Genomic DNA, 16161 nt, shown 5'->3' on the forward strand with positions numbered 1-16161 from the left:
AGTTATAGAGTTTTTTTATAGTTTTCTAAATATTCCAAGGCCTTATTGGCTTGTGCTTCATAGCGTTCTTTTTTATCTTTAATACGTTTTTCAAGTGAAGGTAATAAACCAAAGTTAGCATTCATAGGTTGGAAGTTTTTTTCATTTTTAGCATGAGAAATATAATAAGCCATACTACCTATCATTGTTTCTCTTGGGAAAATCACTTCGCCTTTACCTTGAAGTTTATGAGCTAAATTAATACCTGCAACAAGTCCACTTGCTGCACTTTCTACGTAGCCTTCAACTCCAGTCATTTGCCCTGCAAATTGAATTCTTTTCTCATTAATTAATTCGTATTTTTCATTTAATACATCTGGAGAGTTAATGAATGTATTTCTATGCATTACGCCATATCTGACGATATCTACATTTTCCAAACCTGGGATTAATTGAATAACTTCTTTTTGCGCGCCCCATTTTAAATGAGTTTGGAAACCAACGATATTATATAAAGTTCCAGCAGCGTCATCTTGTCTTAATTGAACTACTGCGAATGGGCGTTTTCCTGTTTTAGGATCTTCAAGACCTACAGGTTTCATTGGACCAAACAATAGTGTTTTACGACCACGTTCCGCCATAACTTCAAAAGGCATGCAACCTTCAAAGTATTTTTCTTTTTCAAATTCATTAACCGGCGCTACTTCAGCAGCTAATACCGCATCATAGAAACGATTGAATTCTTCTTCTGTCATAGGACAGTTTAGATAAGCTGCTTCGCCTTTGTCATAACGTGATTTTAAATACACTTTGTCCATATCAATTGAGTCTTTTTCAATAATTGGGGCAGCTGCATCATAAAAGTACAATTGATCTTTACCAGTAATATCTACAATTTCTTTAGCTAAATTTTCAGTAGTTAGTGGTCCAGTAGCAATAATTGTATAACCCTCTGGAATACTATGAATTTCTTCATTTAAAACAGTAACGTTAGGGTGATTTCTTAACGTTTCAGTAATATAGCCAGAAAAATCATGTCTATCTACTGCAAGTGCTCCGCCCGCTGGTACTCTTGCTTTATCAGCAGCGGCAATAATTAATGAATCTAAACGGCGCATTTCTTCTTTTAGTACGCCTACACCATTTGTAAGTGCATTACCACGTAATGAATTTGAACATACAAGTTCAGCAAATTTATCAGTATGGTGAGCTGGTGTTTGTTTAACAGGTCGCATTTCAATTAAATTAACTTTGATACCTCGTTGAGCTAATTGATATGCTGCTTCCGATCCAGCTAGCCCTGCACCTACTACATTAACAGGTTGATCCATAATTCCCCTCCTTAAATTAATTTATCTATTTTTGAGTTTCTTCTTTATAATCACAGTTTGAACAAATAACTTGTGAGCTACGGCCTTTTTTATGCTCCATAAGATAGTGATTACACTTAGGACAATCACGACCAACTGGTTTATCCCATGAAATAAAGTCGCATTCTGGATAGTTTGAACAACCATAGAACAATCTATTTTTCTTAGATTTTCTTTCGACTACATCTCCGTCTTTACATTTTGGACAAGTCACGCCTATTGTTTTCACAATCGCTTTAGTATTTCTACAGTCTGGGAAGTTAGAACATGCCATGAATTTACCATAGCGTCCCATTTTAATAACCATAGGTGAACCGCATACTTCACAATCTTCTCCTGCAGGTTCATCTTTAATTTCTACTTTTTCCATTTCTTCCTCAGCACGTTCAACGTCTAATTTAAAACTACCATAGAAATTGTCGATTACTTTTCTCCAACCGATATCGCCTTCTGCAATCTTATCTAATAACGTTTCCATATTAACTGTGAATTCCACATCAATGATTTCTGGGAAGTAATCTTTTACTTGTTCATACACAATTTCACCTAACTCTGTAGGTACGAAACGTTTACTTTCTAATTTAACGTAGTTACGCTTTTGAATAGTATCGATAGTTGGCGCATACGTTGAAGGTCGTCCAATTTTCAACTCTTCTAATGTTTTAACTAAGCGAGCCTCAGTGTAACGTGGAGGCGGTTGTGTAAAGTGTTGTGCAGGTTCAATCTGAGTTGCAGTAACCTTATCACCTTCACTTAAATTTGGTAATTTATTCTCTTTATCGTTTTCTTTATCGTCTTTTGTTTCCACGTATAAAGTCATAAAGCCTTTAAATTTAATAGTTTGACCATTTGCTCTAAATTTAATGTCGTTTTGTGTGACATCTAAAGCAACTGTGTCTAGAATTGCTGGAGCCATTTGACTAGCTACAAATCGTTCCCAAATTAATTTATATAAACGATGTTGATCTCTAGTTAAAAATGCTTTCATTTCGTCTGGTGTACGTAGCGTACTTGATGGACGAATCGCTTCGTGAGCGTCTTGATCCCCTTGTTTACCTTTAGCTGTTCTATGAGAAACATAATCATTACCATATTTATCTTGAATATAGTTTTTAGCTTCATCTTTGGCTGTTTGAGAGATACGTGTTGAATCAGTACGCATATAAGTAATTAAACCTACCGTACCTTGTCTTTTAAGGTCAATACCCTCATATAATTGTTGAGCAAGCATCATTGTTTTGCGGGCCTTAAAATTTAATTTACGAGCCGCTTCTTGTTGTAATGTAGAAGTAGTAAAAGGATTTGCCGGTTGTCTAGTCTTTTCTTTCTTATTAACATTAGTGATTTCAAATTCGTCACCATTAAGTTCGGCCATAATCTTTTCTACGTCTTTTTTATTTTTTAATTTATGAGACTTATTTTTATAATGTAAAAATTTGGCACTAAATTTTGATTTCTTGTATCTAAATTCGCCTTCAATTGACCAATATTCTTCTGGTTTAAAGTTGCGAATTTCGTTTTCTCTATCAATAACCAATCTTAATGCGACTGATTGAACACGCCCTGCTGATAAGCCCTTTTTAACTTTTTTCCATAGTACTGGAGAAATGTTATAACCAACTAATCTATCTAAAATACGACGCGCTTGTTGCGCATCTACTAAGTCCATTTCAATATCTCGTGGATGTTTAAAGCTTTCTTTAACTGCTTCTTTTGTTATCTCATTAAATACAACTCTGTTTTCTTTTGAATCATCAAGTTCTAATATTTTTGATAAATGCCAAGCAATCGCTTCACCCTCACGGTCGGGGTCACTTGCAAGAAATACTTTTTTAGCTTTCTTTGCATATTTTTTTAAGTCTTTTACGACTGGACCTTTACCGCGTATTGTAATATATTTTGGTTCATAATTATCTTCTACATCGACACCCATTTGACTTCTCGGTAAGTCGCGTACATGTCCCATAGAAGCTATAACTTTATATTTTTTACCTAAATACTTTTCAATGGTTTTAGCTTTTGCAGGCGACTCAACTATGACTAAATTATCTGCCAAAGTGAATTCCCCCTTGCTTTTTCAGTTACTAAAGATAAATGATAAACGGTTAATTTTGTTTTTGTCAATAATTAAATTCTATTGCCTTCCTTTTCTAATTGAAAAACAAATTAATTTCTCAAATATAAAATAACTATATACTTCATATGGAGAAATACCAATTATATTGAAATAAAGATTTTATAGAAATAACTAATATTAATAATCGCATAAAATATCTTCCGCTTCTGAAACGATCATAGCACCCTCTTGCGCTCTCAACAAATTTCCTTTTGTAAGAGGGTTAAACATCGATCCTGGTAGCACATATACATTTCTATTTTGTTCGATTGCGGAATCAATGGTGATTTGACTGCCACTCTTAATTCTTGCTTCTGTAATCAGTACACCTCGTGAAAGCCCGCTAATTAAACGGTTACGCTGTGGAAAATGATATCTTGCTATGTTTTTAAATGGAGGATATTCGCTAATCACTAATCCTTTTTCTTCAATTATATTGCGTAATTTTAGAGTTTCTTTTGGATAATGTTTTAAATGCCCATAGCCTAGAACAGCTATCGTAGGAAGATTATATTTTAATGCGTAGTAATGTGCCAGACTATCAGCCCCAATAGCAAGTCCAGAAACGATGGTAAGCGGGAGATGTGTAGTAAATTGGGAAAATAAATATCTTAGTGCATTATCGGAATAAGTTGTGGCATTACGTGAACCAACTACGCCTAAAGTATATGTTGTTTTAAATAATTGGGGGTTCCCTCTGTAAAATAGTATCAAAGGATAATCATAAATTTCTTTAAGTAAGGAAGGATATAAGGAATCAAGCGAAGTTAGGAAATTAATATTGTGTTTCTTTAGATAAGTTAAGATTTCATTTACTTTAAGGTTACTAACATAATCTATCAATTTTTTACGACTGTATAGCTGTTCCCAAGACTTCAAAGTATCTAACTGATCTCTATATGAATATGTTAAAAGTTCTGGGTATAGTTTCAAAAGATGATGTACTTGTTGTGTTGAATAACCAGCCCATACCATCTTTAATAATAAGTGGTCATTATTCATTATGTGGTCTTCTCCTTTTAGATAATTATAGCGTTAAATATTAGGAGTGACATTTCATTTATTATACAAAATCTTTTAAAATTAAATCTAAATTTAATAAGTATTCTACTTACTATACTTATGTTAACTTTTTTATTTACTTGTCTTTAAATTTTTCCTCTCAATGCAATTGAACTTTAAATCATTAGAAGAACGCTTTAAATACATATTTAATTTCATTAATTATCGACATATTAAAGGCTGAGACACTCAAATGAGTACTTCAGCCTAATATTAACTAATTCTTTATTATTTAACTGTTAATAGTTGTTCGTAAATTCCAGCTTCTTTAGCTGCTTCAATTAATGTAGTACCAATTTCTGAAGGTGTATCTGCAGTTTTAACGCCACATTCATTTAATGTTTTAATTTTTTCAGCTGCAGTACCTTTACCACCAGAAATAATTGCACCTGCGTGACCCATACGTTTACCTGGAGGAGCAGTTTGACCTCCAACGAAGCCTACTACAGGTTTAGTCATATTTGCTTTAATCCATTCAGCTGCTTCTTCTTCAGCAGTACCACCGATTTCACCGATCATTACTACTGCTTTAGTATCTTCATCTTCATTAAATTCTTTAAGAACGTCAATAAAGTTTGTACCATTTACTGGGTCTCCGCCAATACCTACTGCTGTCGTTTGGCCGATACCTTCTTCAGTTAATTGATGTACAGCTTCATAAGTTAATGTACCAGAACGAGATACAACGCCGACATGACCTTTTTTATGAATATATCCTGGCATAATACCAATTTTACATTCATCTGCAGTAATTACACCTGGGCAGTTTGGTCCAGCTAAACGTGTTTTTCTACCTTCTAAATAGCGTTTAACTTTAACCATATCGACTACTGGGATATGTTCAGTAATACAAATAACCATATCTAATTCAGCATCAGCAGCTTCTAAAATAGAATCTGCGGCAAATGGAGCTGGTACATATACGACTGATACGTTAGCGCCAGTTTCTTCTTTAGCTTCTGCTACAGTATTAAATACTGGTACACCTTCTACAACTTGTCCACCTTTACCTGGTGTTACCCCTGCGACAATTTGTGTACCATAATCAAGCATTTGTTTTGTATGGAAAAGGGCAGTAGACCCTGTGATACCTTGTACTATTACTTTAGTATTCTTATCTATAAATACACTCATCTTAGTGTTCCCATCCTTTCCTTACGCTTCTTTAACAAGTTTAACAATTTTTTGTGCGCCTTCAGCCATTGTTGCTGCTGGTTCAATTGCTAATCCTGAATCGTTTAAGATTTCTTTACCACGTTCAACGTTTGTACCTTCTAAACGTACAACTAATGGTAAAGTTAATTCTACTTCTTTAACTGCTGCTACAATACCTTCGGCAATAACGTCACATTTCATGATTCCACCAAAAATATTTACAAAGATACCTTTAACATTGTCATCGCCTAAGATGATTTTAAATGCTTCAGTAACTTTTTCTTTAGTAGCGCCGCCACCTACGTCTAGGAAGTTCGCTGGATTTCCACCAAAATGGTTGATTGTATCCATAGTTGCCATTGCTAAACCGGCACCATTAACCATACAACCAATGTCGCCATCTAAAGCGATGTATGACAAGTCATATTTAGATGCTTCAATTTCTTTTGGATCTTCTTCTTCTAAATCGCGTAATTCTTGAATATCTTTATGTCTAAATAAAGCATTATCATCGAAATTAATCTTAGCATCTAATGCTAATACTTCCCCTTCACCAGTAGTTACTAGTGGATTGATTTCGACAATTGAGCAATCTTTTTCAATAAATACGTTATACAATGAAATTAAAAATTTCGCTGCTTTATTAATTGATTCTTTAGGAATATTGATGTTAAAAGCAATACGACGTGCTTGGTAAGGTGATAAACCTACCACTGGATCAATTGTTTCTTTAAATATTTTCTCTGGTGTTTTAGCGGCTACTTCTTCAATTTCAGTACCGCCTTCTTCAGAAGCCATTAAAGTAATGCGATCTGTAGCACGGTCGATAACAAAACCTACATAATATTCTTTTTGAATATCGCAGCCTTCTTCGATATAAAGTCGTTTAATCTCTTTACCTTCTGGACCTGTTTGATGTGTTACTAATTGTTTCCCTAATAATTCGTTCGCGTAAGTTTCAACTTCAGATAGTGACTTAGCAATCTTAACTCCACCTGCTTTACCTCTACCCCCAGCGTGGATTTGTGCTTTTACCACATAAACCTCTGAATTTAATTCTTTCGTTTTGTCCACCGCTTCTTCAGCAGTAAATGCAACTCGTCCTTCTGGAACAGCTACGCCCATTGAACGAAATATTTCTTTACCTTGATACTCGTGGATATTCATCTTCCATCCTCCTGTTTCTTAGGTTAAGTTCATCTACAATTATAGAAAATGAAAGCGCTATTGTAAACTGAAAGTGTTCCACTTTTGCCAATAAATTTAAAATTCAAATAATTACAACATAGACTTTATCGGTTCGAAACTTTTGCGATGATAAGGAGTAATCCCAAGATTTCTTAATCCTTCTAAGTGAGCTTTAGTACCATAGCCTACATTCTTCTCAAAATCGTAACCAGGATATTCCTCGGCTAAAGCTTTCATTAGCGTATCTCTGTATTCTTTTGCCATAACACTAGCAGCAGCAATCGATACACTCTTTGCATCGCCTTTGATAATTGAAGTTTGAGGAATATCATTATCTAATTTCATGGCATCAATGAGTAAATAATTAGGTTGTTGTTTAAGCTGTCCTATAGCACGCTCCATAGCTAATTTCGTTGCATTATAAATATTTAATTCATCTATCTCTTTAGGGCTGGCGATCCCATAAGCATAATCTAGTACATCTTCTTTAAGTTGCGTATTTAACATTTCACGTTTATTAGCTGATAACTTTTTTGAATCATCTAACCCTAAGAAGTTATGTCCTGTGTTTAATATTACTGCGCATGCTACTACGGGCCCTGCTAAAGGCCCCCGACCAACTTCATCTATACCACAAATTAAAGCTTCCGGATTTTCTTCAAGTAACATGTTTTCATATTTATTCATATAATTGTAATGTTCAATCATCTCTTGCTCTTTTAGTAGCTGTTTGCGACGTCGATTTATGCTTTGTTGAATACCTTTACGTTCATCCTTATTTAACTCGTGCTGGTTCAAGTCATCAACAGACTGAATCGTTTCTAATAAGTCTTTCGCTTCCTTAATTGTTAGCGTCATGATCTATTTCACTCTTCATTTCTGAATATAAATCAAAACAATATGTTCCAATTTTAGCATTACGCATATCATTAATAATTAGTTCAATCACAGCTTCATAATCTACTTCGTTACCTTTTTGGAGAAGGCCACGACGGCGCCCTATAGCATCGAACCATTCTAGGATCTCAGCATCTTCTGCTACATCTATATTGTAATGTTGCTTAAATGCATCAATATCGTGCTCTATTAGGAAATTCATACCATAAATTGCTACTTCATCTAAATGTACAATACTATCTTTAATTGCACCCGTTAAGCTTAGCTTTTTACCAACTGTTTCATCTTCAAATTTAGGCCATAAAATTCCCGGCGTATCTAAAAGTTGTAAGGATTGTCCTACTTTAATCCATTGTTGTTGTTTAGTAACACCTGGTTTATTTCCAGTTTGTGCGATATTCTTCTTAGCTAGCTTATTTATTAAAGTAGATTTACCAACGTTTGGAATGCCTACAATCATTGCTCTGATTGCACGTGGTTTAAGACCTTTAGCTTTTTCTCTTTCAAATTTCTCTTTAGTAGCTTCAATTGCTGCTGTTTCTACGCCTTTTAAATTTTTACCATGTTTAGCATCCACCGCTACAGGATAATAACCTTTATCGATGAAGAAACCTTCCCATTTCTGCATTTCTTTCAAATTTGACATATCTTTTTTATTTAAAATAACAACACGAGGTTTTTGTTTAATTACATCGTCAATCATCGGATTTCTAGAGCTATAAGGAATGCGCGCATCAACTAATTCAAACACAACATCTACTTTTTTTAGTTGTTCTGTAACTTCTCTCTTAGCTTTCGCCATATGTCCTGGATACCATTGTATTGCCATAGTCTGTCACCTTGCTTTCATTTAATTCGAATTCAACTTATTGATTATACTTGAAAATTAGAAACCTAACCACTATTACTAAATTAATCTCTTCTATTTTATCATTCATTAATTAGGTGATTAAATAGTTATAAATAAATCATTTAAAAAGTATAATTACTTTTAATCGACCCATCTATCCCCTACAATTTAAATGTGTTGTATCATTTTAAATTAGTAATCTTTATTTTAGAGGTATAAACATGAAAAAAATATTCATTTTTATCGGCTTATTCCTAGCATTATCATTGTTAGGGCATAGCTATCTTATTTACCGATTTGTTCATGACGGGGTACTATTTACAGGTCCAAATGATGGCATGGAACAAATGGTGCCTATTCAAATGTATTTATTTGATAAATGGAGTCAAGGCAATCTATTCTATTCCACTGACTTTGGTTTAGGTGGAGACTTCTTTACAGATTTAAGCTATTATTTCTCCACAAATTTACTATTCATCATTAACGTGTTTATTATAATAATTTTAAAATCATTTATTTCTTTACATACTGAAGGCTTAATGTTTTGGATGGTCAATGCCCTTATAGTATCAATCTTAAAAGCTAGTATTGCGATGTATTGTACATATTTGTATAGCAGATTTATCACTAAAAACCTTTGGATAAGCCTAATTATGTCCTTCTTATTTGTTATGTCGCCTTTATATTACCGTTTCACTGTATATTGGCCGTTCTTTAGTGATGTGTTTATTTGGATGCCATTATTACTCTTATCTATTGAAAGAGTTTTACAAAAACAGAAGTTTGGATTATTCATTTTTACCATCACGTTATCATTTATCAATAATTTTTATTTCGCATATTATTTAACACTTATAGGTGCAGGCTACATATTAATCAGACTTATCTTTAGACATCGCAAAGATACTATTTCACGTGGAAAAGCACTATTATTCTTAGTCATTAGTGCGGTACTTGGTTTAGGCAATAGTTTATTTATTTTCTTTCATGGAGCGCAAAGCTTTTTAAACAATCGACGTGCGCCCTTCAATGGGGAAGTTCAACCTTTTGAAAAGCTTAATATTAATACGAATACCTTCTTCGATAATTACTTAATTGTCTTGTTATTTATTACGCTACAAGCATTATTATGTTTTAAACTCTACAAACATTTCTATTATCGCTTGTTTGCTTTATTATCAATTGTCTTTATATTATTTAACTTTATTCCTTTTATTGACCAACTATTTAATGGTTTTTCTGCGCCTCAGAAACGTTGGCATTTTATCCTAGCATTTAATTCTGCAATGCTTATTGGTTTATTTCTTAAATATTTTAGAACGTTAAGTATTAAAGCATATGTATTCAGTAATATCGTTGCTGAAATTATAATTTTCGCGAGTGCCATTACTTACCACAAGTTTGTGGCTTGGTTAGTACTTGTACCGATTGTTTCATTGATTGGCTTATTTATCTTAATTTTAAAAGATAGAAAATATCGTCTTAAATTGAGCTATATGTATGGAATATCAATTATTCTATTAAGCATCATGGTTTCGATAGTATTTATTAAAAATCAAATTTATTTTAAAGACCATCAAGAGCGTGCAAATACGTTTTATGTTAATTCAAGTCTCTATAGTTCTGACTTACAACGTTCACTTGTAAATGAAATGGATCACGCTAAACGAGGAGATGAGCGTATTGATTGGCGTGTAAACGAGCAAGATAACACACCTATGTATCAACATTTCAAAGGTCTTAGCTTATATTCAAGTATCTTCCATCATAATATTCTCGATTTTTATTATGACGCTTTGAAGATAAATTTAGCTGAAGAATCATTAAGTCGTTATCAATCTATGAATGGTCGCCAAAATATCGCTAGTCTATTCTCGATTCGCTATATGATGTTAAAGGACTATCAAGGCAATTTACCTGCCCATTTTCAAAAAATTAAAACAAGTGGGCAATACACAATATATGAAAATAAACTTAATTTACCATCTGTAAAGGTCACAAATAATGTATACAATAGTCAGAACTTATCGACTGCACTTGATCGAGAACATGCGATGTTAGATGGCGTGATTATGGAGGGTAAAGGCGCTAAATATAAAAACAAAACTGACAATTTATTACCTAAAACTACAATTAAATTTAAAAATATAAAACAATTGAGTGATGGTAAATATAAAGTCGTTGGTGGCAAGGGAGGAACTATTTCATTACATCTTCCTAATACACTTAGAAAAAAATACGAAGATTTCTATATCACGATGAAGATTAAGCGTGGCCAGCCTGACAGTAACTATACTGTAGCTATCAATAATTATGCTAATCACCGTTTATTTAATAATTCAACCTATCGTACTGGAGTTGATACTCAGCTCTATCGCACTCAACCAGATAAAAATGGTAATATTAATATTACCTTATCCCCAGATGGTGAATTTAATTTAAATTTACAACAATTAAACGGAGAGAATTATGCTACGCTTAAACAGGCTCATCGTAAAGCCGATTTCAATTCATTTTATAAGGATATTAAAAATGGTATAGAAGCTCATTTATCACACCATAAAAAAGGGATTGCTTCTATTAATATTCCATATCGACATGGCATGCGCGCTTATGTAGATGGTAAGCGTGTTCAACCAATGAAGGTTAACTATATGATGACTGGCGTGCCCGTTAATCAAGACGCTAAAAAGATTGTTATTAAATACCAACCACCTTATTGGAATACCATGATAATCATTTCATTAATAAGTATCATTATAAGTATTATATTTGTTAGATTTAGCAATTCAAAAAGAAAGATGAGGAAGCACATTGATTAAGAAAGTTTGGACGAAAACGTTATGGACCTTCGGATTTATATTTATCATTGCCAATTTATTAACCTTAACTATTTATTATCCATTTATTCGAGATTTCATCAAAGATGGCGTAGTATTTAGCGGTTCCGGTGATGGCTTTAGACAAATGATGCCATTTCAACTTTATTTATACGAACATATAACTCACTTAAGAGGTTTTTACGACCATTCATTTGGCTTAGGCGGAGACTATGTTAAAGGTTTAGCTTACTATTACTCATTATCACCAATTATGTGGCTCAATTTTTTAATTATCTGGTTAGGTGAACATTTATTAAACTGGAATCCTCACGACATCAGTTTTTGGCCCACTAACCAACTCATAGTAGCCTATGTCCGAAGTGTGATTTCATTTATTTGTGCGTTTTACTATTTTAGATATTTAAAATTAAAACCTGCTCCACTGATGATTGCCACCATCTTGTATGGCTTATCGACCGTTGTACTTTATTATAATTTCACATGGTCATTTTATGGTAATTTATTAATATTTTTACCTTTATCACTTTGGGGCATGGAACGATTTTTCCAACAACGTAAAATTGGATTATTTATTTTCTCAGTAGCAATAACACTGTTGTCTAACTTTTATTTTAGTTACTACCAAGCGATAGTACTAGGCATTTACTTTATATTACGTATTATCTTCCACTATCGCTACGATATAGTTACACGTTGGCAAAAGTTCTATTTACTCGTAATTGGTGTAATACTAGCCGTGCTATCAAGTATTTGGGGATTTTATACAGGCGTCTCATCATTTTTAAATAATGATAGACAGCAAAATAGTGATTTTAAAATCTCATTATTTACTGATTTAACAAATAATAATTATTATATATTCTCAAATGGTTTTTATATTACGATTACGCTTGTTGCACTTGTTGCGTTGTTAACTTTTAAACTCTATAAATACTATTATTATCGCTTGTTTGCCATAATCACTTGGTTTTTACTCATCGGCTCACTATCACAGTATTTTGATAGCGCATTTAACGGTTTCTCATTACCACAGCGTCGTTGGGTATACTTTTTAGTTCTATCTACTAGTGCGTTATGTGCGTTATATATTCAACATTTGTCAGAACTATCTATGAAGCAATTTTCATTTGCAGCTCTACCTGTTTTAATAGTAGGTATTGTGCGTTTTATAATAGCAGATAACTTCGTCAACTGGATGATTGTAGCGTTTCTTATCATCATCGTCTTGGCATTACTTGTCTGGCAGAAAAAGTGGCTCAATAACTCTTTCGTACTATTAGCTATTGTTGTCCTATTTATCATTCAACAAGTCGTTATGACCCATGATTCAAGACAACGCACTATTGATCCATACGCGACGACTACAGATACAATTAAAGATCCAAGCTATCACAACCCTGTACTTGCAAAAACTATCGACAAGTTAAATCAAGACAATCAAGATCCATTCCATCGCATCGATTATATGTCAGGATATGCGCTTAATTCGCCTTTTATCTATCACTATAATGGCATTTCATTATATTCCAGTATTTTCGATGGAGATATATTGAAATATTATGATAAATTAATGCAAATTAATATGCCTGTAGATAAAAATAGTACGTATCGTTATTTAGGCAACCGTGCTAATCTCGAGGCCTTATGGAATGTACAAGATCGCTTCCGTCATCCAAACGACTTAAACATGCCTTATGGCTTTAAAAAGGTAGATACTTTCGTAAATGGCAAAGATAAATTAGTTCATAGTAAAAATACAACGGATTATCCAGCAGCACATGTTACTGATAAGATTTATGAGGCTGATGAACTTAAATCTCCTTTAGATCGTGAACAAGCTATGTTACAGGGCGTCGTCTTTGACCAACCTTCAGAGAAATCGACTACTTCACTTCCTAAAAACGAAAATTTATTAGATGAAGCGGACATTTCTACCAGAGATGCAACTTGGAAAGATAAGGATCATTTAAAAGTGAACAAAGATAACGGTGGCGTAACATTAAATTTGCCTAATTCTATTGCTAATAAGTACAAAGATTTATATGTAGAAATGGACGTCGAGTTACTCTCACCTGATAAAGCACACACAGTAGGTATCAATGAATATTCACAAAATCGAAATGAATTGACCTATAAATATCGACGTTTTGTAACACCTGTCACAATGCGAGTGAAATCATCTGATGAATTAAAAGTACGATTATCGACTGGTAACTATCGCCTATCTATTAAAGGAATTTACGGAGAAGACTATCATACTCTACACAAAGCGACAGAGGATTTAACACCTGTTAAAGTACAAGAAGAACGAAATGGTTACTCAGTGACAAAACCTAAACAAAGCTCCGGTTACGTCGTTCTTCCTACCGTTTATGCTAAAGGTATGCATGCGACAGTGAATGGTAGAGATGTCGATGTAAAAGAAGCAAATGGCATTATGACTGCGATTCTTGTCAGTAAGGGAGATACGCATATCCGAGTAACTTACACTCCACCATATTTTTATCCTTTAATCATTGTAAGTGTTATAGGTATCGTGCTTAGCATTGTATTTAGTCTTTGGTTAAAAAGAAAACACTAGAAGTAGTTATATATAAGATTAAATTGGGATAAAAATCCCAAAGTAATAGCGTAGAGATGATTCAATCATGAATCTTCTCTACGCTTCTTTTATCAATACTTCGTATTGTTATGGAGCGGGATATAAATCTAAGGAGCGGGACAGAAATCTAATGCAATTTCTAAGATTTCGTAGTCTTGCCCCGGCGAGGTTGACTAGAATGAATGTGCACTAAAATGCGATTCTCTCACAAATCACTACTAAAATAAAAAGCTTCTAATATCTCCTCTACAAGAAGATACTAGAAGCTTATTTGTAAGATAACTGTTGTTGCTAACCTTTATCTCATGCTTATGTTTATAATGCTGATTAACGAATTTCTTGGATTCTAGCAGCTTTACCACGTAAACTACGTAGATAGTATAATTTAGCACGACGTACTTTACCACGACGTTTAAGTTCGATTTTCTCGATTTTTGGAGTGTGTAATGGGAATGTACGTTCCACACCTACACCTGAAGAAATTTTACGAACTGTGAAAGTTTCAGAAATTCCTCCACCACGACGTTTAATTACAACACCTTCGAATACTTGGACACGTTCACGTGAACCCTCAACGATACGTACGTGTACACGTAAAGTGTCACCAGTACGGAAAGCTGGTAAGTCAGTGCGTAATTGTGATTTAGTTACTGCTTCGATTAACTTATGATTACTCATTTATATACTCTCCTTCAACCTATGTTCTTGCCTCGACATACATATAGCAGCGGATCATAGTGATTTTTAGTGTCTTTTCACACTTGATATATATTAGCATACTACTTCTCGTTTTTCAATTGCTTTTTATAGCTTTCTATAATTTCTTTATCTTTTTTAGTTAAAGGATAATCTTCTAACAAGTCAGGACGTTTAGTATACGTTCGAATTAATTTTTGCTCATGACGCCACTGTTCAATGTTGGCATGATTTCCAGATAATAAGACATCTGGCACAGTCATTTCTTCAAATTCTCTTGGACGAGTATATTGAGGAAATTCTAGTAACCCATCTGAAAAAGAATCATCTTGATGAGATTGTTGATTACCTAAGACACCTGGTATTAAGCGTACAATAGCATCTGTCATTGTCATTGCAGGCAATTCTCCGCCTGTTAGGACATAATCCCCCATTGAAATTTCATCAGTCACTAAATGCTCTCTAATACGTTCATCGTATCCTTCATAGTGACCACAAATAAATACAAGATGTTCTTCTTCACTCAATTCTTGTGCAATTTTTTGAGAAAATGGACGACCTTGAGGGCACATTAAAATCACTCGTGTTTTTTCACTACGTTGTAAATCTTTCATCGCATTAAACACAGGTTCTGGCTTTAATACCATCCCTTGGCCTCCACCAAATGGATAATCATCAACTTGATTATGCTTATTAATCGCATAATCTCTAAAATTAACAGTATTAACTGTGATAATTTCTTTATCTTGAGCACGTTTTAAAATCGAATGTTGAAGGACACCCTCAAACATTTCAGGGAATAACGTTAAATAATCGATTTTCATTAATCTAACAATCCTTCCATAGGTGTAATTCGAATTGTCTTATTATCAACATCAACGTCTTTTACTACATCTGCAATATAAGGAATAAGATATTCTTTATCTCCTTTAACTACCCACACATCATTTGCGCCGGTTTCGAAAATATTAATCACACGTCCAATAGGAGTATTTTCCTCGTTAAACACTGTACAACCGATGATATCTGAATAATAAAATTCATTTTCGTCTAATTCAATATCATCATGATCGCGTTCTTGGTATAAATAATCTCCTTTATAATGTTCTACATCATTAATATTATCTATACCTTTAAATTTAAGCATATGAAAGCCTTTGTGCACACGATAGGATGTGATTGTGAGCTCAATTTCATTATTATTATGTTTTACAAACAAAGTTTCTCCAGGTTGAAAACGGGTTTCTGTAAAATCAGAGTTAGATTTTACTTTAACCTCACCTTTTATACCATGTGTATTTACAATTTGGCCAACCTCAACTTGCATGCTTGCACCTCTCTCAACACTTTATAGTTATTTTAAAATAATATATTTATCATACCATGCATTTAAGTAACTTTTA

General features: G+C 33.5%; 12 protein-coding genes. 2 read left to right on the forward strand and 10 right to left on the reverse strand.

Going from position 1 to position 16161, the window contains the following annotated elements; genetic code table 11:
- Positions 1-2: 2 nt before the first annotated feature.
- The 7 genes from trmFO to ylqF form a co-directional block, all read right to left on the reverse strand.
- Positions 3-1310 (reverse strand): FADH(2)-oxidizing methylenetetrahydrofolate--tRNA-(uracil(54)-C(5))-methyltransferase TrmFO, encoded by a 1308-nt coding sequence (gene trmFO, locus FH144_RS02130; protein ID WP_242313477.1) that lies wholly within the window; start codon positions 1308-1310, stop codon positions 3-5.
- Between the two features lie 25 nt (positions 1311-1335).
- Entirely contained in the window at positions 1336-3405 is a 2070-nt protein-coding gene (topA, locus tag FH144_RS02135) for a type I DNA topoisomerase (RefSeq protein WP_242313478.1), read from the reverse strand.
- Between the two features lie 198 nt (positions 3406-3603).
- A complete protein-coding gene (gene dprA, locus FH144_RS02140) occupies positions 3604-4467 on the reverse strand; it encodes a DNA-processing protein DprA (RefSeq protein ID WP_242313479.1) in 864 nt (287 codons plus the stop codon).
- Between the two features lie 288 nt (positions 4468-4755).
- Positions 4756-5661, reverse strand: coding sequence for a succinate--CoA ligase subunit alpha (gene sucD / locus FH144_RS02145; protein WP_242313480.1), 906 nt, complete (start codon positions 5659-5661; stop codon positions 4756-4758).
- Between the two features lie 21 nt (positions 5662-5682).
- Complete coding sequence (sucC, locus tag FH144_RS02150; RefSeq protein WP_242313481.1) at positions 5683-6849, reverse strand: ADP-forming succinate--CoA ligase subunit beta; 1167 nt, start codon at positions 6847-6849, stop codon at positions 5683-5685.
- A 111-nt stretch (positions 6850-6960) separates the two neighbouring features.
- Positions 6961-7728 (reverse strand): ribonuclease HII, encoded by a 768-nt coding sequence (locus FH144_RS02155; protein WP_107507625.1) that lies wholly within the window; start codon positions 7726-7728, stop codon positions 6961-6963.
- The gene (gene ylqF / locus FH144_RS02160; protein ID WP_242313482.1) at positions 7712-8596 is read right to left on the reverse strand and encodes a ribosome biogenesis GTPase YlqF; all 885 of its coding nucleotides are present in this window, start codon (positions 8594-8596) and stop codon (positions 7712-7714) included. The genes FH144_RS02155 and ylqF overlap by 17 nt, the downstream gene beginning before the upstream one ends.
- A 242-nt stretch (positions 8597-8838) precedes the next feature.
- On the opposite strand from ylqF, the gene FH144_RS02165 reads away from it, so the two are divergent.
- Positions 8839-11439, forward strand: coding sequence for a YfhO family protein (locus FH144_RS02165; protein ID WP_242313483.1), 2601 nt, complete (start codon positions 8839-8841; stop codon positions 11437-11439).
- On the forward strand, positions 11432-14041 hold the full coding sequence (locus tag FH144_RS02170) for a YfhO family protein (RefSeq protein WP_242313484.1): 2610 nt from the start codon (positions 11432-11434) through the stop codon (positions 14039-14041). The genes FH144_RS02165 and FH144_RS02170 overlap by 8 nt, the downstream gene beginning before the upstream one ends.
- Positions 14042-14389: 348 nt before the next feature.
- Here FH144_RS02170 and rplS read toward each other — a convergent pair whose 3' ends face one another.
- The 3 genes from rplS to rimM all read right to left on the reverse strand — a co-directional run bounded on the left by rplS (position 14390) and on the right by rimM (position 16085).
- Positions 14390-14740 carry a 50S ribosomal protein L19 gene (rplS, locus tag FH144_RS02175; protein WP_103166699.1) on the reverse strand — a complete coding sequence of 117 codons (351 nt, stop codon included), beginning with the start codon at positions 14738-14740 and terminating at the stop codon, positions 14390-14392.
- Positions 14741-14841: 101 nt separating this feature from the next.
- On the reverse strand, positions 14842-15582 hold the full coding sequence (trmD, locus tag FH144_RS02180) for a tRNA (guanosine(37)-N1)-methyltransferase TrmD (RefSeq protein WP_242313485.1): 741 nt from the start codon (positions 15580-15582) through the stop codon (positions 14842-14844).
- Positions 15582-16085, reverse strand: coding sequence for a ribosome maturation factor RimM (gene rimM, locus FH144_RS02185; RefSeq protein WP_242313486.1), 504 nt, complete (start codon positions 16083-16085; stop codon positions 15582-15584). Before rimM ends, trmD begins: the two co-directional genes overlap by 1 nt.
- Between the last annotated feature and the right edge of the window lie 76 nt (positions 16086-16161).

This window comes from Staphylococcus sp. acrmy, from assembly GCF_022690565.1.
GTDB lineage: Bacteria > Bacillota > Bacilli > Staphylococcales > Staphylococcaceae > Staphylococcus > Staphylococcus caledonicus.

Excerpts from the sequence above, each read along its gene's own strand:
- trmFO (WP_242313477.1), bottom strand. The coding sequence starts at position 1,310 with ATGGATCAACCTGTTAATGTAGTAGGTGCAGGGCTAGCTGGATCGGAA.
- dprA (WP_242313479.1), bottom strand. The coding sequence starts at position 4,467 with ATGAATAATGACCACTTATTATTAAAGATGGTATGGGCTGGTTATTCA.
- sucD (WP_242313480.1), bottom strand. The coding sequence starts at position 5,661 with ATGAGTGTATTTATAGATAAGAATACTAAAGTAATAGTACAAGGTATC.
- sucC (WP_242313481.1), bottom strand. The coding sequence starts at position 6,849 with ATGAATATCCACGAGTATCAAGGTAAAGAAATATTTCGTTCAATGGGC.
- FH144_RS02155 (WP_107507625.1), bottom strand. The coding sequence starts at position 7,728 with ATGACGCTAACAATTAAGGAAGCGAAAGACTTATTAGAAACGATTCAG.
- ylqF (WP_242313482.1), bottom strand. The coding sequence starts at position 8,596 with ATGGCAATACAATGGTATCCAGGACATATGGCGAAAGCTAAGAGAGAA.
- FH144_RS02165 (WP_242313483.1), top strand. The coding sequence starts at position 8,839 with ATGAAAAAAATATTCATTTTTATCGGCTTATTCCTAGCATTATCATTG.
- rplS (WP_103166699.1), bottom strand. The coding sequence starts at position 14,740 with ATGAGTAATCATAAGTTAATCGAAGCAGTAACTAAATCACAATTACGC.
- trmD (WP_242313485.1), bottom strand. The coding sequence starts at position 15,582 with ATGAAAATCGATTATTTAACGTTATTCCCTGAAATGTTTGAGGGTGTC.
- rimM (WP_242313486.1), bottom strand. The coding sequence starts at position 16,085 with ATGCAAGTTGAGGTTGGCCAAATTGTAAATACACATGGTATAAAAGGT.